This is a genomic window from Nocardia sp. NPDC004168 (assembly GCF_040610355.1).
GTDB lineage: Bacteria > Actinomycetota > Actinomycetes > Mycobacteriales > Mycobacteriaceae > Nocardia > Nocardia sichangensis.
This window is the reverse complement of the sequence record NZ_JBEXME010000025.1, coordinates 68,850-89,598: the sequence shown is the minus strand read 5'-3', so window position 1 is coordinate 89,598 and position 20,749 is coordinate 68,850. Positions and strand designations below refer to the sequence as shown.

At 68.6% G+C, this 20,749-nt stretch carries 15 protein-coding genes, 1 tRNA gene and 1 pseudogene; 14 read left to right on the top strand and 3 right to left on the bottom strand.

Features of this window, described 5'->3' with window-relative positions; genetic code table 11:
* Positions 1 to 23: 23 nt before the first annotated feature.
* Entirely contained in the window at positions 24 to 770 is a 747-nt protein-coding gene (locus tag ABZW96_RS30520; RefSeq protein WP_355079247.1) for an oxidoreductase, read from the top strand.
* A 489-nt stretch (positions 771 to 1,259) separates the two neighbouring features.
* Here the strand turns inward: ABZW96_RS30520 and ABZW96_RS30515 are convergent.
* Positions 1,260 to 2,036, bottom strand: a pseudogene (locus tag ABZW96_RS30515) (HAD-IB family hydrolase); the annotation flags it as partial.
* 576 nt (positions 2,037 to 2,612) lie between these two features.
* On the opposite strand from ABZW96_RS30515, the gene ssd reads away from it, so the two are divergent.
* The 7 genes from ssd to ABZW96_RS30480 all read left to right on the top strand — a co-directional run bounded on the left by ssd (position 2,613) and on the right by ABZW96_RS30480 (position 8,327).
* The gene (gene ssd, locus ABZW96_RS30510) at positions 2,613 to 3,722 is read left to right on the top strand and encodes a septum site-determining protein Ssd (RefSeq protein ID WP_355079245.1); all 1,110 of its coding nucleotides are present in this window, start codon (positions 2,613 to 2,615) and stop codon (positions 3,720 to 3,722) included.
* A 10-nt stretch (positions 3,723 to 3,732) separates the two neighbouring features.
* Complete coding sequence (locus ABZW96_RS30505; RefSeq protein ID WP_355079243.1) at positions 3,733 to 4,917, top strand: TadA family conjugal transfer-associated ATPase; 1,185 nt, start codon at positions 3,733 to 3,735, stop codon at positions 4,915 to 4,917.
* The gene (locus ABZW96_RS30500; RefSeq protein ID WP_355079241.1) at positions 4,914 to 5,708 is read left to right on the top strand and encodes a hypothetical protein; all 795 of its coding nucleotides are present in this window, start codon (positions 4,914 to 4,916) and stop codon (positions 5,706 to 5,708) included. Before ABZW96_RS30505 ends, ABZW96_RS30500 begins: the two co-directional genes overlap by 4 nt.
* A gap of 396 nt (positions 5,709 to 6,104) precedes the next feature.
* Complete coding sequence (locus ABZW96_RS30495) at positions 6,105 to 6,728, top strand: type II secretion system F family protein (protein WP_355079239.1); 624 nt, start codon at positions 6,105 to 6,107, stop codon at positions 6,726 to 6,728.
* A gap of 549 nt (positions 6,729 to 7,277) precedes the next feature.
* Positions 7,278 to 7,463, top strand: coding sequence for a DUF4244 domain-containing protein (locus ABZW96_RS30490; RefSeq protein ID WP_355079276.1), 186 nt, complete (start codon positions 7,278 to 7,280; stop codon positions 7,461 to 7,463).
* A 38-nt stretch (positions 7,464 to 7,501) separates the two neighbouring features.
* Positions 7,502 to 7,816: a TadE family type IV pilus minor pilin gene (locus tag ABZW96_RS30485; protein ID WP_355079237.1), complete on the top strand. Its 315-nt coding sequence runs from the start codon at positions 7,502 to 7,504 to the stop codon at positions 7,814 to 7,816.
* A gap of 163 nt (positions 7,817 to 7,979) precedes the next feature.
* Positions 7,980 to 8,327 carry an Rv3654c family TadE-like protein gene (locus tag ABZW96_RS30480; protein WP_355079235.1) on the top strand — a complete coding sequence of 116 codons (348 nt, stop codon included), beginning with the start codon at positions 7,980 to 7,982 and terminating at the stop codon, positions 8,325 to 8,327.
* Positions 8,328 to 8,618: 291 nt separating this feature from the next.
* Here ABZW96_RS30480 and ABZW96_RS30475 read toward each other — a convergent pair whose 3' ends face one another.
* Entirely contained in the window at positions 8,619 to 10,940 is a 2,322-nt protein-coding gene (locus tag ABZW96_RS30475) for a DEAD/DEAH box helicase (protein WP_355079274.1), read from the bottom strand.
* 499 nt (positions 10,941 to 11,439) lie between these two features.
* On the opposite strand from ABZW96_RS30475, the gene ABZW96_RS30470 reads away from it, so the two are divergent.
* The 6 genes from ABZW96_RS30470 (at position 11,440) to ABZW96_RS30445 (ending at position 19,173) form a co-directional block, all read left to right on the top strand.
* Positions 11,440 to 11,646: a cold-shock protein gene (locus ABZW96_RS30470; RefSeq protein ID WP_011206895.1), complete on the top strand. Its 207-nt coding sequence runs from the start codon at positions 11,440 to 11,442 to the stop codon at positions 11,644 to 11,646.
* 375 nt (positions 11,647 to 12,021) lie between these two features.
* Entirely contained in the window at positions 12,022 to 14,868 is a 2,847-nt protein-coding gene (gene topA, locus ABZW96_RS30465; RefSeq protein ID WP_355079272.1) for a type I DNA topoisomerase, read from the top strand.
* Between the two features lie 37 nt (positions 14,869 to 14,905).
* Positions 14,906 to 15,412 carry a DUF664 domain-containing protein gene (locus ABZW96_RS30460; RefSeq protein WP_355079233.1) on the top strand — a complete coding sequence of 169 codons (507 nt, stop codon included), beginning with the start codon at positions 14,906 to 14,908 and terminating at the stop codon, positions 15,410 to 15,412.
* Between the two features lie 273 nt (positions 15,413 to 15,685).
* Positions 15,686 to 16,891, top strand: coding sequence for a DNA polymerase III subunit delta' (locus ABZW96_RS30455; protein ID WP_355079270.1), 1,206 nt, complete (start codon positions 15,686 to 15,688; stop codon positions 16,889 to 16,891).
* A 63-nt stretch (positions 16,892 to 16,954) separates the two neighbouring features.
* Positions 16,955 to 17,030, top strand: a tRNA-Thr gene (locus ABZW96_RS30450).
* A gap of 337 nt (positions 17,031 to 17,367) precedes the next feature.
* Complete coding sequence (locus ABZW96_RS30445; RefSeq protein WP_355079231.1) at positions 17,368 to 19,173, top strand: serine/threonine-protein kinase PknD; 1,806 nt, start codon at positions 17,368 to 17,370, stop codon at positions 19,171 to 19,173.
* Between the two features lie 105 nt (positions 19,174 to 19,278).
* On the opposite strand, the gene ABZW96_RS30440 is transcribed toward ABZW96_RS30445, so the two are convergent.
* Positions 19,279 to 20,373: a cytochrome P450 gene (locus ABZW96_RS30440; protein WP_355079229.1), complete on the bottom strand. Its 1,095-nt coding sequence runs from the start codon at positions 20,371 to 20,373 to the stop codon at positions 19,279 to 19,281.
* Positions 20,374 to 20,749 lie beyond the last annotated feature (376 nt).

The following is a 20,749-nucleotide window of genomic DNA, read 5'->3' as shown; positions in this document are numbered from 1 at the left end:
GAGCGCAAGTAGCCTCGTATGCCGTGACCGATCCGCTACAGCCCCTCGTCGATCTTCCCGGTGTCCGGGACGCGGCCGACCGTGCCCGCGACGCGCTCGCCGAGGTGCACCGGCACAAGGCGAACCGGCGTGGGTGGCCCACCACGGCGGCCGAGGCCGCGGTGCGTGCGGCCCGGTCCTCGGCGGCCATCGACGGCGGCAGCACGGACATTCCCGCCGACGGCCGGGTTGCGGACCCGATCCTGGCCGGCTCGCTGCGCGTCGGGCAAGCGTTGGACGGGGACGCGCTGCGGAATATGGTGGGCACCTGGCAGCGTGCCCCGCTGCAGGCGCTGGCGCGGCTGCATCTGCTCGCCGCGGCCGATCTGATTCCGGAGCAAGAGGCGCTCGGCAGGCCGCGCGGCGACTCGGGCGTCGCGCAGCGGCTGGATCTGCTGGCGCAGACGGTGCTCGGTTCGCGAGCGCCCGCGCCGGTGCTCGCCGCCGTAGTACACGGTGAGCTACTGGCGCTGCGGCCGTTCGGCACGGCCGATGGCGTAGTCGCGCGGGCGGCCTCCCGGCTGGTCGCGGTGTCGAGTGGGCTGGATCCGCACAGCCTCGGCGTACCGGAGGTGTTCTGGTTGCGCAGGCGTCAGGCGTATCTGGACGCGGCCGCGGGATTCGGAACCGGGGAGGCGGAGGCGGTCGGCGGCTGGGTGATCCTCTGTTGCGGGGCGTTCGAGGACGGCGCGCGCGAGGCCACGTCGATCGCGGACTCGGCGGCGGGATAACCCCCGTGCACGTCAAAGCGGGCGGCGTTGTCTCTCGACCTCACCGCCCGCTAGCACGGACTACCCGGTTACCAAGCGTGCTAGGTGGGTTGTGTTCTGCGGCCTCGGCGACAATCCGGACATCGGCCGGTTCATCCCCGCAACCTGTGCGAGGCCTTCGCCGTCGACTATCCGAATTTCGCAGGCCCACAACGCTTCTGCCCTTGTCGCGGCGCGCTCCGCGTGGGTGCCTGGTGCCCGTGCTGGGAAGAAGGGTCGGGAGACAGTGCCTTCTCTTCCGGTGCTGCCTTGGCCTTCCGTCCTTCCGTAGTTACCTTTCTACACCTGTGACTGCACTCACATCAAGGGATGCGAGAACATTGAACAATCGGCGTTTTTCTCGGCGTTTCGTGGTTAAATGCCTGGTCCGCAGCGCCATCGGTCAAGTTGGCTGAGTTAACGGCAAGCCGCTGGCGACCCGGATTGGACGGGCTGCTCGAGCGTCCGATCTCAGCGTCGGCGGCGCAGCATCCGGTAGCTGATCGCGCCGGCCACGACCGCGCTCAAGCCGACCGCCGCGGTGGCCGCGAGCGTCGTCGAGGACGGCGCTTGGAAGCGCGCCCACAGCGACACCGGGTTGGAGAAGGTCAGGATCGGCCAGCCCCGCGTGGTGGCCTCACGGCGCAGATTGCGATCCGGATTGACCGCAGTGGGGTGGCCCACCGCGCCGAGCAGCGGCAGGTCGGTGATCGAGTCGGAGTAGGCGTAGCAGCGGGACAGGTCGTACCCCTCGTCTGCGGCAAGTTTCTCGATGGCGGCGACCTTGCCCTCGCCGTAGCAGTAGAACTCGACCTCGCCGGTGTACTTTCCGTCCGCCACGACCATCTGGGTGGCGGCGGTATGTGAGGCGCCGAGCGCTTCGGCGATCGGGCCGACGATCTCCTCGCCGGAGGCCGAGACGATCACCACATCGTGCCCCCGGATCTTGTGGTCGGCGATCAAGTCGGCCGCCTCCGCGTAGATCAGCGGATCGACCAACTCGTGCAATGTCTCTGCCACAATGGATTTCACCTGCTCGACGTCCCAGCCCGCGCACATGCTGGTCAGGTGGGCGCGCATCCGTTCCATCTGATCGTGATCGGCTCCCGACAGCAGGAACAGGAAGTGGGCGTAACTGCTTTCCAGTACGGCGCGGCGGTTCAAAAGCCCCTGCGCGTAGAAGGGCTTGCTGAATACGAACGTGCTCGACTTCGCGATCACGGTCTTGTCCAGATCGAAGAAGGCCGCGACGCGTCCACCTGCAGTGGCTGACTTGTCCACCCGACCAGGATAGGCGGCGGTATGGTCTCCGCTCGGCCAGGCGTCAGGTGTGGTGCGGCTGCTGTGTCCCCGTGGTCGGTCCGACCGCGGGTTGTGGCAGCGCTCTGCGGCCACCGCGCCTGTTGTGTGGCCGTCCTGCCTTCGATCGGCCGCAGATGGGCGGCGGCTGCACCACGGCTGCCGCTGGTCGGCACGCGTGTTCCCCGCCGTGGCGCGGCTGCGGCCGGTGCGGCGATGAAGTTTGCCCCGCAGACGCCGAAGCCACGAGGGCCACAAAGATGTCCGTCGGCAGACTTGCGTGGTGGCCGGGGCTTAGGTGTAGTATTGCTGGCACCTGGACATGGTCCAGGCGCGTTCAGCCCGACCCCCCGGGGCTGAACCCCGACGGCCCCAGCCTCCTCCCCCCCCGGCTGGGGCCGTCCTCTATTTCAGGGACAGTGCGCTACGACATCGGGTTCGGATAGCTGTCCACAAGCCCGGAGTTGTCCACATTCGGCATATCGCCCCTTCTGTCCCTGCTCCCGTTCCGCGACGCTGACCTGCATGAACCTCGATGCATCGGAGCCGAGTGGGCCGGCGCCCGCCCTTGTGCTCATCGATGACGACCGTCTGCGCGACGAAGTCCGGCGTATTGCGGCGGCCGCCGAACGGCCACTCGATGAGCGGACGCGACTCGTCGGCCGACATGCCTGGACCGGCGCTCCACTGGTCATCCTGGACACCGATACGGCACGCGAAGCGGCCGCCGCGGGCTACCTGCGCCGCGCCGGCGTCGTGGTGGTAACCGATGGTGAGCCAGGTTTGCTCGACTGGCAGGCCGCCGCCGCGGTCGGCGCGGAGCGGGCTATCGCCTTGCCCGGCGCGGCGGTGGGGCTCATCGAGATGTTTGCTGAATACGGCGAGCAGCGTGCGGGTGACGGCGTGGTGCTCGCCGTCGTCGGCGCGGGCGGCGGGGCCGGTGCGTCCACCCTCGCCGTCGCGGTCGCGCTGCGCGCCGCCGCGGAGGGGTTCCGGCGCGAGACCTTGCTGGTCGATGGCGCACCCTTCGCGGGGGGTCTCGACCTGCTGCTCGGTGTCGAGAACGCGGCGGGCCTGCGCTGGCCCGACCTGGTGGTGGAGGACGGGCGCGTCTCAGCGACCGCGCTGCACGGCGCCCTACCCGTCGCGGCGCCCGGGCTCGCGGTGCTGTCCTGTGGGCGCTGCGGTGCGGGACGATTGCCACGTGAGCTCGGCGCGCCCGCGGTCCGCGCTGTCATCGAAGCGGGCCGTGTCGCAGGCGATTTCATAGTTTGCGATATTTCCGGTGAGCGCGGGCCGCATGCCGACCAGATGCTCGACTCCGCGGACCTCGTGGTTCTGGTCGTTCCGGCGCGGCTGCGTGCGGTCGCCGCCGCCGAAGCGGTGTCCGCCCATATCGCGCGGCGAAACCCGAACCAGGGCCTGATCGTTCGCGGTCCGGCGCCCGGCGGCCTGCGCGGAGCCGAGGTCGCCGAGGTGCTCGATCTCCCGCTGCTCGCCGCCGTTCGCGCCCAGTCCGGTCTCGCGCACCGGCTGGAGCGCGGCGGGATGTCGGTAGGCCGCCGCGGGCCGCTGCGTGATGCGGCCGACGCCGTCCTCGGCGTACTGAGTGCACCACCGGGACAACGGCGGTGAGGAGGGGGCGATGAGCGCGATACTGACCAGCGAGCTGCTGGACCGGGTGCGGGAGCGCCTGGCGGGCGAGACCGGCGACCCGGATCCGGCGCAGGTCGCCGCCGCGATCCGGGCCGAAGCGGGCGGGGTGCTCGGCGACACCGACCTGCTGCGGGCTCTGCGACTGCTGCAGACCGAACTCACCGGCGCGGGCGTACTCGAACCGCTGTTGCACGATCCGCGAGTGGCCGACGTCCTGGTGACCGGTCCGGACGCGGTGTGGATCGATCGCGGGCACGGTCTGGAGAAGACCTCGATCACCTTCTCCGACGAGGCCGCGGTCCGGCGGCTGGCGCAGCGCCTGGCACTGTCGGCGGGCCGCCGACTCGACGACGCACAACCATGGGTGGACGGTCGGCTGTCCGGAATCGCTGCGGCATCAGGGGATTCGTTCGGGGTCCGCTTGCACGCGGTCCTCGCGCCGGTCGCGCACGGCGGCACTTGTCTGTCGTTGCGGGTACTCCGTCCGGCCACCCAGGGGCTGTCCGCGCTCGCCGTGGCGGGCTCGGTGCCCGCCGACGCGAAGCTCCTGCTGGAACGAATCATCCGGGCGAGGCTGGCGTTCCTGGTCGTCGGCGGCACCGGAGCCGGGAAGACGACGCTGCTGTCGGCCCTGCTCGCCACGGTGGGCCCGTCCGAGCGGATCGTCTGCGTCGAGGACGCGGCGGAGCTCGCGCCACCGCATCCCCACGTGGTCCGGCTGGTGGCCAGGACCGCGAATGTGGAAGGCGTCGGCGAGGTCACCGTCCGTGACCTGGTCCGTCAAGCGCTGCGCATGCGGCCGGACCGGATCGTGGTCGGCGAGGTCAGGGGCGCCGAGGTGGTCGACCTGCTGACCGCGTTGAACACCGGACACGACGGCGGGGCGGGCACCGTGCACGCCAACTCGCCGCAAGAAGTCCCCGCCCGGCTGGAAGCCCTCGCCGCTCTGGGCGGCATGGATCGAGCGGCCTTGCACAGTCAACTCGCCGCCGCGGTGCAGGTCGTCCTGCACATGCACCGCCGATCCGACGGCTCGCGGGGGCTGCGCGAGGTCGGCCTCGTGCACCGCAACGGCGATGGGGCCGTGCGGATCACGCCCGCCTGGCATACCACGGGTGTGGCCCCCGCCGCCGCGGACCTGTCCAGCCTGCTCGCCGAACGGCTCGACCGTTGAGCGGCGCGCTGTTGTGTCTCGCGCTGGCGTTGGTCCTGGTTCCGGCGCCCCGGTCGCAGCGCCGGTTCGGACAGCTGTTCACCGCGCGCGTCGAGTACCGAATACCGGAGCGCGGCAGGCTGTTCCGCGTCTGTGCCTGCGTAGGCGTGGTGATCGTGCTCGCCGTCTTCGGTACGGGTGCTTTCCTCGCGGCAGGCCTGGTCGCCGGAACGGTCGGGCTACGGGCTCGCCGGGCGGTACGGGACCGGCGCGGGAAAGCCGAGCAAGGGTACCTACTCGATGCCTTGGACGCTGTGATCGCGGAATTGCGCGTGGGGGCGCATCCGAGCGCCGCCGCCGAGGCCGCCGCACGTGAGGTGTGGGGCGAGTCGTCCCGCGCGTTCACCGTTGGCGCCGCCCGCAGCCGACTCGGTGGCTCGGCGGCCGAGGGTCTGCGCCGGCCGGATTCCCCGATCGCCGCGGAACTCGCCCGGGTGGCCGGGGCGTGGCAGGTGGCCGAGCGGCACGGCTTGGCACTGGCGGAGTTGCTGTCCGCGGCCCGAACGGATCTCGCGGGACGCATCCGATTCCACGGCCGCACCACCGCCGCGCTGGCCGGCGCACGGGCCACCGCCGGTGTCCTGGCGTGTTTGCCGCTCCTCGGCATCGCCCTCGGCCAAATGATGGGAGCCGCGCCGCTGCACGTCCTGTTCGCCTCGTCCGCGGGGGCGGTGCTGTTGCCGGTAGGCGCGGGCCTGGCCTGCGCGGGCCTGCTGTGGACCGATGCCATCACCCGAAAGGTGCTGATATGAAGTCTTCCTCGATGGCTGGTCGCGGCCGGCCAAAGCAGTTGTCGAACTCGAAGCCGGTTGCGATCGGCGGGGAGAGGCGGTTTGCGCGCACGCCGGTTCCAAGGGTCGCGTGTGCCGTAGTCGCAGGCGGTGCGGCCCTGCGAAGCCGCCGCCCGGTCGGCGATCCAATCGGACTGCAGCGCACGGCGGATGCACACCACCTCGACGGCGCGTTCAACCCTGACTACCCGCAGACCGGCCGAATCTACGGTCGCGCTGCTGAGCGACGACGGGTCAGCCTCATCGGTCCGCTCCTCGGCGACGGCACGCAGGTGAGGCGTGGTGTGCCGTCGTATGGCCCGACTGTGGGCCGTGCACGAGGTCATCGCACAACAGGATCGCTGAGGAAGGCTGCTGATGGCGTTCACTTCTGGTGCGGCACTGCCGTTGCTGCTGATGGCGGCCGCACTCGCATCGCTGCCGGGACGAGTGGCCGTGAGCAGGCGGTTGCATGCCCTCGGCCGGACGCGCAACGCACCGGCCGAGACGTCGCGCCGGGTGAACCGGGAGACCGATCCGCTGGCTGTCGCCTCGGTGCTCGACCTGCTGGCCGCCTGCCTGCGTGCTGGGCTTCCCATGGCAGGGGCGGCGCGCGCCGTGGCGCAGGAGGCGCCGGAACCACTCGGCGAAGCACTGCGACGGGCGGCGGACCTGCTCGCGCTCGGTGCCGACGCGGCCACGGCCTGGCACCAAGTGGCGCGGGATGCGAAGGGGCGCCCAGGAGCCGACGAGATCGAGTCGCTGGCCCGGATGGCGCGCCGTTCGGCGCGGTCCGGATCGTCGCTGGCGGCAGCGGTGATGGAACTGGCCGAGCAGCGCAGGGCCGCGGTGGAAGACATCGCGGCCGCGAAGGCGGAACGCGCGGGCGTCCTGATCGGCGGCCCCTTGGGGCTGTGCTTCCTCCCGGCCTTCGTCTGCCTCGGCATAGTGCCGGTGGTCATCGGCTTGGCGAGCCGAGTCCTAGGCGGTGGGCTGCTGTAACTCCGCACCGGGCAGTGGCCACGCCGCCCATGGTGTCCGCACGGAAGCGTTCACGCCGGGTTTTCGCGCAGGTTCGGCGGACCGTGACCGGGCGGCCCGCGCTCGCGGACCCGCCTGGAATCGCATCGGGAGAACAGCGGACGGCCGGGCCCACGTCGTTCACGAGAGCGCGTCAGGTGGGTCGCTCGGAGCCCCCGCACCGTCGCTGCCGCCACCGGTCGGGAGGAAGGCCGTCGCGGGGCTGGTCGGTCCGCCTATGGCCCGGCAGCTCGGCGGTGTGCCACGCACTCGGCGCTTCGGTGGCTGCTTTGCATGCTGAGCCGTATCCAGCGTTCGGTCGCTCATGGAACCCGTCGCTGCCGCTGATCGGCACCCGTCGGCGGTTCGTCGTGGACCGAAGCGAAAGCGACCGTGCTCGGGCGGCAGCGTCGCGCACTGCATCGGAGGAAGCGTGCTCGTGCGGACCGGCCGCACGGGCCGGGAAGGAGGAATCGGGTGCGTATCCAGGGGGTTGTGAGGTCCGTGGGCCGCAGGGTGCGGGCTGTATATATAAGCCTGCGTGCGCGGGCGCTGCGGGCGATGGTCGCGGAGGACGGCATGAGCACAGCGGAGTACGCGATCGGCACGATCGCGGCGGCGGCATTCGGCGCCGTGCTGTACGGGGTGGTGACGGGCGACAGCATCGTGAACGCGCTGACGAAGATCATCGACCGGGCACTGAACACATCGGTGTAGCTGTCGCCGCACCGTGGCTCGGCGACGATCGGGGAGGGGTGACGATCGAAGCCGCGCTCGCCCTGACCTCGGTCGTCGCTACCGTCGTGCTCTGTCTCGGGGCCCTGCTGGCGGCATCGACCCAGGTCCGCTGTGTCGATGCCGCCGGCGAGGCCGCCCGCCTCGCCGCGCGGGGCGATCACGCGAACGCCCGCCCGGCGGCGGAGCGCATCGCCCCGCCGTCGGCCGACATCGCACTCCGCACCGAGGGCACTCGTGTGATCGCCGTGGTTTCCGCGCGGACCCCGCTTCTGCCGCTGCTCACCCTCCGCGCGGAGGCGGTCGCGACCCTCGAGCCCGGAGCCACCGAATGAAGGCGGTGCCGATGGTGGCCCGGCTTCTCGTGGGCGGCGGTGCCCGTCACGGTCGGATTCCGGTTCGCGACGCTGCCCGGAGCGAGACGTGACAGGGAACGGTGAGCGGGTTCCGATCAGCGAGCGCAGCCCGAGGCGTGTCCCTCGCATGCTGCGGGTTCGGGTGAGCGGCGAACAGGGGTTGGCCACCGTGTTCGCTTGCTTGGCGCTCGCGGCCCTCATCGCGGTGACGCTATTGATCGCGCAGGTGGGGGCCGTGGTGGTGGCGCGGCATCGGGCGCAGGCGGCCGCCGATTCGGCGGCACTGACCGCGGCGGGAGCCTTGGTCGATGGCGTCGACGTCGCATGTGCTGAGGCGGACCAGGTGGCACGGCGGATGGGTGCGCGAATCCGTGTTTGCGAGGCGGTGGAGTGGGACGCCACGGTGGCTGTGGAAAGGAATGTACCAATAGGTCTGTACGGCGATCGGATCGTTCGGGCGAGCGCACGGGCCGGACCGGTTGAAGAGTGATGGAGTTCGATACACAGTCGGCCCCGCGTCGCTTCCAGTGGCGGAAATCGGAAACTTAACTGGCGGGTTTAAAAGCGGACTCAGGGAAATGCCCGCGCGGACCCGGGATATCTAAAAGGGAGGAATGCGCATGTCCACAAACGATGAAGTGGCAATAGTCTGGTTAACATGAATCTAATCCTCTTTATTCGACCGGGGTGAAGCGGCGGCATTCCACTGGGAGGTCTCCCAGCCCTCCCAGCGTGTGCGCTGGCAAGGTCGACAATTGGTCACGTGTCCGGCTCTGCGCCGTCACGAATCGAGCGGCGCGTCCGCACCAGCGGACAGTTCGGCGAGTACGGCGGTGAGCAGGCGCGCCGCTGCCGCCTTGTCCAGTGGGTGGTTCCCGTTGCCGCACTTGGGTGATTGGACGCAGGAGGGGCAGCCCGCCACGCAGCCGCACGACTCGATGGCCGACAAGGTCGCCGTAAACCACTGGCGCAGTTGGGCGAACCCGCGCTCGGCGAATCCCGACCCGCCGGCTTGGCCGTCGTATACGAAGACGGTGGGCAGTCCGGTATCCGGGTGCTCGGCGGTGGAGACACCGCCGATGTCCCACCGGTCGCAGGTCGCCACCAGGGGCAACAGCCCGATCGCCGCGTGCTCGGCCGCGTGCAGCGCCCCGGGGACGTCCTGGGGCGCGATCCCCGCCAGCGCCAGCAATTCCGGTGTCACCGTGTACATGACCGCCCTGGTCGGCAGTGTCTGCGGCGGCAGGTCGAGTTCCACCAGGTCGAGCACTTCGCCGGTGAGCAGCGTGCGCAGATAGCCGATCACCTGGCTGGTGACCCGCACCCGGGCCAGGCCGGCCGTCACGTGACCGTGGGCACGGTGCTCGGTCACCGCGTCGATCACGATCGAGGTCACCTGGCGCGCACTGGTGGTCCACCCGGGCTCGGCGGTGTGCACGAAGGCCACGCCGTCAACGAGATCCAGCTCGTCGACGACATAGGTCTCGCCCTGGTGCAGGTGCACGGCGCCCGGGTGCAGCGTCGCCCTGGCCCGCCCCGCATCGGCGGTGCCGAGCAGCCTGCCGGTCTCGCCGTCCACGATGGCCACCGGTGCGCCGATTCCGCCCCGGACGTCCACCGCGTCGTGCGGCTGCGTCTCCGCGGTCACGTACCAGCGCGCGCGATCTCCCGTTCCACGCCGCCTGATCAGTCCTTTCACGGTCAGCTCGGCCAGTACTTCACGGGCGCCCAGTTCGTCCACCTCGGCGTCGGTGAGCGGCAACTCCAGCGCGGCGCACAGTAGTTGCGGACCCAGCACATAGGGGTTGCGCGGGTCGGTGATGGTGGCCTCGATCGGCTTTCCGAGCAGCGCTTCGGGGTGATGGACCAGGTAGGTGTCCAATGGATCGTCCCGCGCCACGAGCAGCACCAGTGACCCTTGGGTGCGCCGTCCCGCCCGCCCGGCCTGCTGCCAGAACGACGCGACCGTTCCGGGAAAACCCGAGATGACCACGGCATCCAGTCCCGCGATGTCGACGCCGAGTTCCAGTGCGCTGGTGGTCGCGGCGCCGAGCAGCGATCCGTCCGACAAAGCGGCTTCCAGCTCACGCCGATCCTCCGCGAGATAACCCGCCCGGTAGGACGCCACGCGTGCGGCGAGGTCCGGATCGACCTCGCCCAAGAGCCTTTTGGCATCCATCGCGGTCAGCTCCGCGGCTCGGCGGGAGCGCACGAAGGTCAAGGTCCGCGCGCCTTCGGCCACCAGATCCGCCATGATCCGCGCCGCCTCCGCGGTGGCGGACCTGCGCACCGGCGCACCGTTCTCGCCGGTCACGGCGGTGAGCAACGGTGGCTCCCAGAGCGCGATCGTCCGCGGTCCCTGCGGCGATCCGTCCCGAGTGACCGCGGTGCACGGCGCGCCGATCAGGCGCGACGCGGCCTCCGCCGGTTCGGCGGAGGTCGCCGAGCAGAGCACGAACACGGGATCGGCGCCGTATCGTGCGGCGATCCGCCGCAGCCTGCGCAACACCAGCGCGACGTGCGAGCCGAAAACACCGCGATAGGCGTGGCATTCGTCGACCACCACGTAACGCAGCCTGCGCAGCACCCGCGCCCAGCGCTGGTGCGATCGAAGTATGCCGAGGTGGAGCATGTCCGGATTGGTGAAGATCCAGCGCGCGTTGGCGCGTACCCACTGCCGGATCTCGGCAGGCGTATCGCCGTCGTAAGTGGCCGGATGTATATCGCGCAACGGACCTTCGTGGGTGAGTTCGCCGACCGCGCGCAGCTGATCGGCGCCGAGCGCCTTGGTCGGCGACAGATACAACGCGGTGGCCTTCGGATCGGCTTGCAGCGTCGTGAGCACCGGAAGCTGATAGCCGAGCGATTTGCCCGAGGCGGTCCCGGTGCTCACGACGACGTGCCGTCCGCGGAACGCCTGCTCCGCGGTGTCCACCTGATGCCGCCATGGCGCCGCCACGCCTGTCTCACGCAATGCCGCAATCACTTCCGGCGATGCCCAGACGGGCCATTCGGAGTGTTCGGCGGCTCGTGCGGGCAACTCGGCCACGTGCGTGAGCCGGGGGTCGCCATCGAGGCCTCCGGCTAGGACACGATTCAGCAACGATGTCCCGTAGCCGAGCTCGGTTCCCGGCCGCCCGCGCAGCGCGAAGTCGGGCGGATTCACGATCGGAACCCCGCAACACGCTCGGGGAGTGTGAAACGTGTGTGTCCGGGAACCTCCACCTGCCTTTTCGATACCAAATAGCGACCTGGGTCACAGCTTCTTTGCTGAACGTCGACTCGGTTATCACCAGGCAAACGAACCCCAAGTCTGGATTCCGCCATTGTGTCCCTCACCTGCGCATTCGCAAGATCAACTTTTTTGCAAATTGTCGGTAACTCGACTGTTGAATTGCCCGAAGACATGGTTCACTGGTTCCTGGTCGCAAGCTTCTGTGTTCGAGGGACGGATCCAAAGTCCAAACCGTCAGCAGGATCGATGTTGCGAACGGTGTGCTTGGTGCTTTCCTGCAGGGGGAACCAACAGTACAGCGGTCACAACGGACCCGGTGGACGAACCCAGTTGTCCGCCGTTCCGGTAAGAAAAGAGAAGGAACAGAATGGCACAGGGAACTGTGAAGTGGTTCAACGCGGAGAAGGGGTTCGGCTTCATCGCGCCGGAGGACGGCTCCGCTGACGTCTTCGTCCACTACTCCGAGATCCAGGGTTCGGGTTTCCGCACCCTCGAGGAGAACCAGAAGGTCGAGTTCGAGGTCGGCCAGGGCACCAAGGGCCCGCAGGCCACCGGAGTGCGTGCGCTCAGCTGAGCGGCGCAAGGATCCACAGCTCGTCCCTCACCACCGGCAACGGGGTGAGGGACGAGCTATATCTGGGGTAGTCACGGCCCGCGTGCGCCGGCGGAACGGTCCGCCGAGCATGCCGCGGCGCAGGTGTGGCGAAACGGCAAGGCATACTGATTCGAACTCACGGGCGTACGCTCGGTGGTTCGAGTCGCAAGCACTCGACCACACGCGGCGTCACGGTATAAACGTGTCTGGTGCGATGTTCAGCCGTCGCAGCCGCTCACCCCAGCCGCGCGCAGCGGGAAAAGACGCAGCGCGGGTCGATCAGGAAAGGTGTATTCGCCGGTGGCAACACGAGACCTCGGTGCAGCCGACCAGGGCCGTCCCCTGCGTCGTCTCGTGATCGTCGAGTCCCCGACCAAGGCCCGCAAGATCGCGCCGTACCTCGGTCGTAACTACACGGTCGAGGCGTCGGTCGGCCATATCCGGGATCTGCCGCGTGGTGCGGCCGATGTCCCGGCCAAGTACAAGGGCCAGTCCTGGGCGCGTCTCGGCGTGGACGTCGACAACGACTTCGAACCCATCTACGTCGTGAGCCCGGACAAGAAGGCCAAGGTCACCGAGCTCAAGAGTCTGCTGAAGGACGCCGACGAGCTCTACCTGGCCACCGACCCCGACCGCGAGGGCGAGGCGATCGCCTGGCACCTGCTGGAGACGCTCAAACCCAAGGTGCCGGTCCGGCGGATGGTGTTCCACGAGATCACCGAGCCGGCCATCCAGGCCGCCGCCGCGGACACCCGTGACCTCGACAACGATCTGGTCGACGCCCAGGAGACCCGCCGCATCCTGGACCGGCTCTACGGCTACGAGGTCAGTCCCGTGCTGTGGAAGAAGGTCATGCCGCGGCTGTCGGCCGGTCGCGTGCAGTCGGTGGCCACCCGGGTGATCGTGCAGCGTGAACGCGAGCGGATGTCGTTCCGTTCGGCCGAGTACTGGGACATCGCCGCCAAGCTCGACGCGGGCAACGGCCAGGCGAGCGACGCCACCAACCCGAGAACCTTCGGCGCGCGACTGGTCACCGTCGACGGCGCACGGGTCGCCACCGGACGCGATTTCGGATCGGACGGACGGCTCAAGTCCACCAACGGCGTCGTCGTGCTGGACGAGGGCTACGCGCGGCGGCTGGCCGAGGCGCTGGACGGCGCCGACCTGGTGGTCTCCTCGGCGGAGGCCAAGCCGTACACCCGCAAGCCCTATCCGCCGTTCATGACCTCGACGTTGCAGCAGGAGGCGGGGCGCAAACTCCGTTTCACCTCCGAGCGGACCATGCGGGTGGCGCAGCGACTGTACGAGAACGGCTATATCACTTATATGCGCACCGACTCGACGACGCTGTCGGAGTCGGCCATCGCGGCGGCGCGCGCGCAGGCGACCCAGCTCTACGGCTCGGAGTACGTGCACCCGACCGCGCGGCAATACAACCGCAAGGTGAAGAACGCGCAGGAGGCGCACGAGGCCATCCGTCCAGCGGGCGACACCTTCGCCACGCCCGGCCAACTGCACGCGCGGTTGGACAACGACGAGTTCCGCCTCTACGAACTCATCTGGCAGCGCACGGTCGCCTCCCAGATGGCCGACGCCAGGGGCACCACGCTGACGTTGCGCATAACCGGCGTCGCTGGCACCGGCGAAGAGTGCGTTTTCTCTGCTTCCGGCCGCACCATCACGTTCCCCGGCTTCCTGAAGGCCTATGTGGAGAGCGTCGACGAGGAGGCGGGCGGCCAGTCCGACGACGCCGAGTCCAGGCTGCCCGCACTCGAGGAAGGCCAGGCGGTCACCGCGGTCGAGCTGAATCCCGATGGGCACAGCACGAATCCGCCCGCGCGCTACACCGAGGCGTCGCTGATCAAGACGCTCGAAGAGCTCGGCATCGGCCGCCCGTCGACGTATTCGTCGATCATCAAGACGATCCTCGACCGCGGCTACGTCTACAAGCGCGGCAGCGCACTGGTGCCGTCGTGGGTGGCGTTCGCGGTGATCGGCCTGCTCGAAGAGCATTTCGGCCGACTGGTCGATTTCGACTTCACCGCCGCCATGGAGGACGACCTCGACGCCATCGCCGGTGGCCGCGAGCAGCGCGGAAACTGGTTGTCCAGCTTCTACTTCGGCGGCGATCACGGCGTGGAGGGCTCGGTCGCGCGGTCCGGCGGTCTGAAGAAGATGGTGGGGGAGCGGCTCGATGACATCGACGCCCGCGAGATCAACTCCATCAAGCTGTTCAGCGATGCCGCCGATCGAGACGTCGTCGTCCGGGTCGGCAAGTACGGTCCCTATTTGGAGCGGATGGTCACCGATCCCGATGACCCCGAAGGCAACGCGGTTTCTCAGCGGGCCAATCTCCCCGACGATCTCCCGCCGGACGAGCTGACCCCTGAGGTCGCCGAGAAGCTGTTCGCCACTCCGCAGGAGGGCCGTTCGCTCGGCGTCGATCCCGAGTCGGGGCACGAAATCGTCGCCAAGGAAGGACGTTTCGGTCCGTACGTCACCGAGGTCCTGCCCGAACCGCAGGCCGAGGAGGGACAAGAGCCCGCCAAGAAGACCGCGAAGAAGGCCGCGGCGCCCAAGCCGCGCACCGGTTCGCTGTTCAAGTCCATGGATCTGGCCACCATCACACTCGACGACGCGCTGAAGTTGCTGTCGTTGCCGCGCGTGGTCGGCACCGACCCGGCCAGCGGCGAGGAAATCACCGCGCAGAACGGACGTTACGGGCCGTACCTGAAGAAGGGCACCGACTCGCGTTCGCTGAACACCGAGGATCAGATCTTCACCGTCACGCTGGACGAGGCGCTGAAGATCTACTCCGAGCCGAAGCGCCGTGGACGGCAGGCATCGAGCGCCGCTCCGCTGCGGGAACTCGGAAACGACTCCGCCACCGGCAAGCCGATGGTGATCAAGGACGGCCGCTTCGGCCCGTACGTCACCGACGGCGAGACCAACGCGACACTGCGCAAGGGTGACGAGATCGAATCGATCACCCCGGAGCGGGCGATGGAACTGCTCGCCGACCGGCGTGCGCGCGGACCGGTGAAGAAGACCGCCAAGAAGGCCGCGGCGAAGAAGGCGCCCGCCAAGAAGACCGCGGCGAAGAAGACCGCCGCCAAGAAGGCGACCACCACCAAGACGGTGGCCAAGAAGACCACGGCGCAGAAGGCGGCGGCGAAGAAGACCGGCGTCGGGAAGTCGTGAGTTCCCGGCTCGTGGCCACAGCCGTAGCCTCAGCGCCATGAGTACCGAACAGGAGCGCGAGGATCTGATCGCGATGCTCGCCGACCAGCGCGAGCTTTTCCGGATCACGCTGCGCGGCGTCGATGACGAGCAGGCGCGGCGGCGGACCACGGTCAGCGAGCTGACCCTCGGCGGGCTGCTGCACCACTTGGTCAGCTGCGAACGGCACTGGACCTCGGTGATCGTGCGACGGGACGAGAACGCGGAGCTGGATGTCTCGAAGTTCGGCGGCGAGTACGTCATGGCGGAGCAGGAGACCCTGACCGGCCTGCTGGCCGACTGGGACGAGGTGGCGGCGGAGACGGCCGAGCTGATCCGTTCGGTGGACAGTCTCGACACCTCGATCCCCACTCCCACGACGCCGTGGACTCCGGAGCGGATCTGGCAGTCGGTGCGTTACACGGTGCTGCACATCTTGCGGGAGATCGCGCATCACTCCGGGCACGCCGACATCATCCGTGAGGAGCTGGACGGGGCGAACAGCACGCAGCAGCGCGTCTCCTAGTTCCGGAACAGGGCTTGCGGCCGCATGGGCTGACAAGATCCATAGCGGTCCGACTCAGCCGCTCCCGCCGAGCTGCGTGTGCACGGCTCAGTCGGACAGCGTGTGACCGGCCGAGCGGTGCGTGGCGGAGTGGGGTGGTGTCGGCTGGCCGGGCCGTGCGCGGGCGAGCCGGACGGTGTGTCCGGGCCTGGTGTATGCGGGCCGTCGACGGTGGCGTGCGTGGTGTCCGAGACCGTCCGGGATCTGTCGGGAGGGGCGGCTAGGGTGTACGACGTGGCGGGAGTCTTCGATCGGTTGGTCGGCCAGGAGGCGGTCGAGTCCGAGTTGACGGCTGCCGCGGTCGCTGCGCGCGGGGGCGTGGTCGAGGGCGCGATGACGCACTCCTGGTTGTTCACCGGCCCGCCCGGATCGGGCAGATCCGTTGCCGCGCTGTGTTTCGCGGCGGCGCTGCAGTGCACGGATCCGGCGACGCCCGGGTGCGGTAGGTGTCACGCCTGCACCACGACCATGGCGGGCACGCACGGCGACGTTCGCCGGGTGGTGCCGGAGGGGCTGAGCATCAGCACCAAGGAGATGCGCGAGATCGTGCAGGTGGCCTCGCGCAGGCCCAGCACGGGGCGCTGGCAGGTGGTGGTCATCGAGGATGCCGACCGCTTGACCGAGGCGGCGGGCAACGTGCTGCTCAAGGTTGTCGAGGAGCCGCCGGACCGGACGGTGTTCCTGCTCTGTGCACCCTCGGTGGACCCGGAGGACATCTCGATCACGTTGCGTTCCCGCTGCCGCCACGTGCATCTGGTGACGCCATCGGTGCCCGCCATCGCGCGAGTGCTCCGCGAGCGCGACAACCTCGACGAGAAGACCGCTACCTGGGCCGCGTCCATCAGCGGCGGACATGTCGGCCGTGCCCGCAGGCTCGCCACCGACGAGGAGGCACGCGCCCGCCGTCAGCGTGCCCTGGCCTTGGTCACCGCGGCCGGGAAGCCCGGTGCGGCCTATGCCGCCGCCGACGAACTGGTGCGCGCGGCCGACGACGAGGCCAAGCAGATGAGCGCGGCCCGCGACGAACGCGAGCGCGAGGAACTCGCGACCGCGCTGGGCGCGGGCGGTACCGGCAAGGGCGCGGCGAGCGCCACCCGCGGTTCCGCGGGCGTGCTCAAGGACCTCGAGCGGCGGCAGAAGTCCCGCGCGACCCGCACCGGCCGCGACGCCCTCGATCGTGCCCTGATCGATGTCGCGGGCGTCTATCGGGACGCACTGGCCGTGCGGTTCGGGGCCACCCGGCTCGGCTCCGGCGTCGCGCTCACCCACCCCGACCTGTCCGACGAGATTCACGATCTGGCCGACCGCGTGCGCCCGGAGGGTCTGCTGAAGTCCATCGAGGCCGTTCTGGTCTGCCGCACCGCGCTCGACCAGAACGTCAAACCCCGTTTCGCTCTCGCGGCCATGGCCGCCGCCCTCATCGCGGCCCGCGCCCAGTGACCGTGACCACCCGTTTTCGCGATCGGGCCTGCGAGACGATAGACTTCCCTGGCCGAAAGGCACGCCGCCTTAGCTCAGTCGGTAGAGCGCTTCACTCGTAATGAAAAGGTCGGGGGTTCGATTCCCCCAGGCGGCTCCATCATTCCTGGTACAAGACGTTTCTTCGCTTGCGGGATCAACCCTGACTGCCTCGACCCGTGGCAGTGCCGCAGCCAACACGGCCTCGTTGCCCGAGAACCGTTGTGGTCCTGGTTCGGTCGTCGCCGTACGTCGAGCTTCTGCGCAGTGCGGGGTGAGGAAGCAGCCACCTGCTGCGCGTACCGAGTGGCCGCCGAATAACCTCGGGTACACCGACGATACCGCCTGACTATCGAGCCTCGGTCCTGGCTGAATCGACTAGTGTGGAGCTACCTGCTCGCGGGTGCAACTGCAAGCGAGTACGCCGTTAGCCAGACAAGTGGTCACGGGACGGCATCATGGATGACACGTCAGTGAATGGCGGGGACACCGCCCGGGGGTCGGGGCCAACCGAGGCGTTCGGGCGCTATCGGCTGTTATCGCTGCTGGGTCAGGGCGGCATGGGCCAGGTGTGGCGGGCGCATGATTCGCTGACCAATCGGGTGGTGGCGCTGAAGGTGTTGCCCGAGCGCTTCGCCGATGACGAGCAGCTGCGCGAGCGGTTCCGCCGGGAGTGCCGGGCGGTGGCGCAGTTGACCGAGCCGCACGTGATCCCCATCCACGACTTCGGCGATATCGACGGTCGGCTCTATCTGAATATGCGCCTGATCGAGGGCACCGACCTGCGCACGTTGATCGCGCGGGAAGGTGCCTTGTCGCCGCGGCGGGCAGTGGCGATCATCGTCCAGGTGGCCGGTGCGCTGCAGGCGGCTCACGACGCCGGGCTGGTTCACCGTGATGTCAAACCCACCAATATCCTGCTGGGGACCGATGAGTTCGCCTCCCTGATCGACTTCGGGATCGCCCACGCCGCCGATGACCGCACGCTGACCGCGACCGGCGAGACCATCGGCACCCTCGCCTACATGGCGCCGGAGGAGATCGACGCCGAGGTCAAGGCCGACGCCCGAGTGGACGTGTACGCGTTGACGTGCGTGTTGTTCGAATGCCTGACCGGCAGGCCGCCGTTCGCGAGCGAATTCGGGATGCAGGGTGTGATCGCCCATCACCTGCACAGCCCGCCGCCGCGTCCCAGCGCCACCACACCCGACGTACCGACTGCGTTCGATGCGGTCATCGCGAAGGGGATGGCCAAGAACCCCCGCGATCGTTACCAGACTGTGCGTGAACTGGCCGCGGCCGCCCGCGCCGCGCTGGGCGATTCGCCCGTCAGTCCCACCGTGGGCGTGGCTACGCGCCATGGGCGGCGAATCAGGTTCTCGCGCCAGACCGCCGGACTGCTCGCGGTCGCGGTCGCCGTGGTGGTGGCCGCCGTAGCTGTCGTCGTCGGTGTCCAACGGGGATCAGGCGGCGGTGGCAACTCGCCCACACTTATCGCCCCGGGCTATTCAGCACAGACTGCGCTGCCGTTCACCGGCGTCAGCCTGCCTACCGGTGTGGCGGTCGACCCGGCGGGCAACGTATACGTCACCGACATGGGTAGCGATCGGGTGCTGAAATTGGCGGCGGGCGCGTCGACGCCGACCCCGCTGCCTATCACCGGCCTGAAGAATCCCCAGGATGTGGCGGTCGACCCGGCGGGCAATGTATACGTCAGCGACACGAGTAACGATCGGGTGCTGAAATTGGCGGTGGGCGCGTCGACACCTGCCCCGCTGCCGTTCACCGGGCTGAAGGATCCCCATGGTGTGGCGGTCGACAATGCTGGCGACGTATACGTCGCCGATCGGGGGAATGATCGGGTGCTGAAATTGGCGGCGGGCGCGGCGGCGCCGACGACGCTGCCGTTGACGGGGCTCCAAGGTCCCGATGGTGTGGCGGTCGACGCGGCGGGCAACCTATACGTCACCGAATTGGGTACCGAGCAGGTGAGGATGTTGGCCGCGGGCGCGTCGGCGCCGACCATGTTGCCATTCACCGGGCTCAAAGATCCCCAGGGCTTGGCGGTCGACACGGCGGGAGATGTGTACGTCGTGGACTGGGGTAACAAATGGGTGGTGAGGTTGGCGGCCGGCGCGTCGACGCCCACCCCACTGCCGTTCACCGGCTTGAAGAATCCCCAGGGCGTGGCGGTCGACTCGGCGGGCAATGTATACATCACCGATCTGGGCCTCGATCCGGTGGTGAAACTTCAGGCCGGCTGACCCCCAGACCGGCCAACGCCGATATTCCGCCAACCAGAAGCCGAAGCACCTCACTCCTTCGACGACCCCGCCGGACCGGCCCGACGCCGTCGCACAACCCGGTATCTAGTCGGCAAGGAGCTTGGCGGGCATGGAGCGGTAGGCGTGCAGATTCCGCAAGGGATGGGGGACCGGCGGACCGTCCAGGCTCAAATTCGGGTACCTCTCGAAGAGGGTTCGCAGCGCGACGGCGCCTTCCAGCCGGGCCAGCCTGGCTCCCAGGCAGCCGTGTATCCCGCTGCTGAACGCGAGATGTTCCGTGGCGTTGTCCCTGGTCACGTCGAATTGGTGGGGATCTGGGAAGACTGCTGGGTCGTTGTTGGCGCCGGCCAACGACAGCAGGACCAGGGAACCCGATTCGATGCGCTCACCGGCGATGTCGACGTCGCAGTTCGCGACCCGGCCGGTCATCCGCACGGGACCGTCGTAGCGCAGGATTTCCTCGACTGCGTTAGGCCACAAGTCCGGCTGCGCGATGAGCGATTCCAGCTGGTCTGGATGGCCTGTCAGTAGGACGATTCCGTTGCCGAGCATGTTCACTGTCGTCAAGAAGCCGGCGTCCAGCAGCAGGGCCGCGTTGGCCACCTGCTCGCGACGGGTGGTTTCGCCGTCGGTCGCCAGCATGCTGAGTACGTCGTTGTTCGGTTCGGCGGCGAGTTCGTCGAGGTAGTGGTCGAAGTACTGTTTGACCTCGACCAAGTCTTCGATGGCGTGGCGGTAGGTGGTCCAGCTCAGGCCACGTTCGAGCAGTGGCGCACCTGTGTCTCCCCATTTCAGCAGGGTCGGATGCATGTCGGCGGGCAATCCGAGGATCTCGGCGATGACCGTGACGGGCAGCTGTGCGGAAAAGTCCTCGATCAGATCAGGGCGAGGCTTCGATTCCAGGCGATCGAGTAAGTCGTTGGTCGCTTCGGTGACTCGTCCCTCCAGCGCCGCGATCGCCTTCGGGCCGAATGCGTGCCGGACCAGGCGTCGGTACCGGGTGTGATCCGGCGGATCGGTCACGAGCATCGAAGGCGGCTCCCCGAGGTTGGGAAGCCCCAGATCCGTTTTGTCCAGCGCCCGGCGGATCGGCTTCGGCAGGGCTGGATGGAATGGGGTGACCACACCGAAGCGTCGATCGCGCAAGATGAGTCGGCACAGTTCGTAGTCTGCCGTCACGTGTACGCCCGACATGCTGGGAATACGGCCGCGCCGCCGGATCTCCTCGATATATGGCGATGAGCCGAGCAAGCGATCCTGGCCGACAGCGATTTGCCCGAGCGGGTCACCCCGGCGTGCCGCCCATCGGAGATAGGTCCGTAACAGGCCATGAGTGAGTAGCCACCGAATCCAGGCGCGAGTCAACATCGCCGCCTCCTCACTCCCGACCCACTCCTCATGATAAAGAGTAGCTATTACATTGCTGAACTATTAGCGTTAACGGATGTCGCCGACTAGGCGGTGCCGATGAGCTGGGCCAGGAAGGTACTACGCATGGTCATCCATGCGGGTGCTGAAGTGTTGTGGAGCGACGTTCGGATCGAACGAGAGGCAC

Coding starts and splice junctions, on each gene's coding strand:
- ssd (WP_355079245.1), top strand. CDS start 2,613: ATGAACCTCGATGCATCGGAGCCGAGTGGGCCGGCGCCCGCCCTTGTG.
- ABZW96_RS30505 (WP_355079243.1), top strand. CDS start 3,733: ATGAGCGCGATACTGACCAGCGAGCTGCTGGACCGGGTGCGGGAGCGC.
- ABZW96_RS30495 (WP_355079239.1), top strand. CDS start 6,105: ATGGCGTTCACTTCTGGTGCGGCACTGCCGTTGCTGCTGATGGCGGCC.
- ABZW96_RS30470 (WP_011206895.1), top strand. CDS start 11,440: ATGGCACAGGGAACTGTGAAGTGGTTCAACGCGGAGAAGGGGTTCGGC.
- ABZW96_RS30460 (WP_355079233.1), top strand. CDS start 14,906: ATGAGTACCGAACAGGAGCGCGAGGATCTGATCGCGATGCTCGCCGAC.
- ABZW96_RS30445 (WP_355079231.1), top strand. CDS start 17,368: ATGGATGACACGTCAGTGAATGGCGGGGACACCGCCCGGGGGTCGGGG.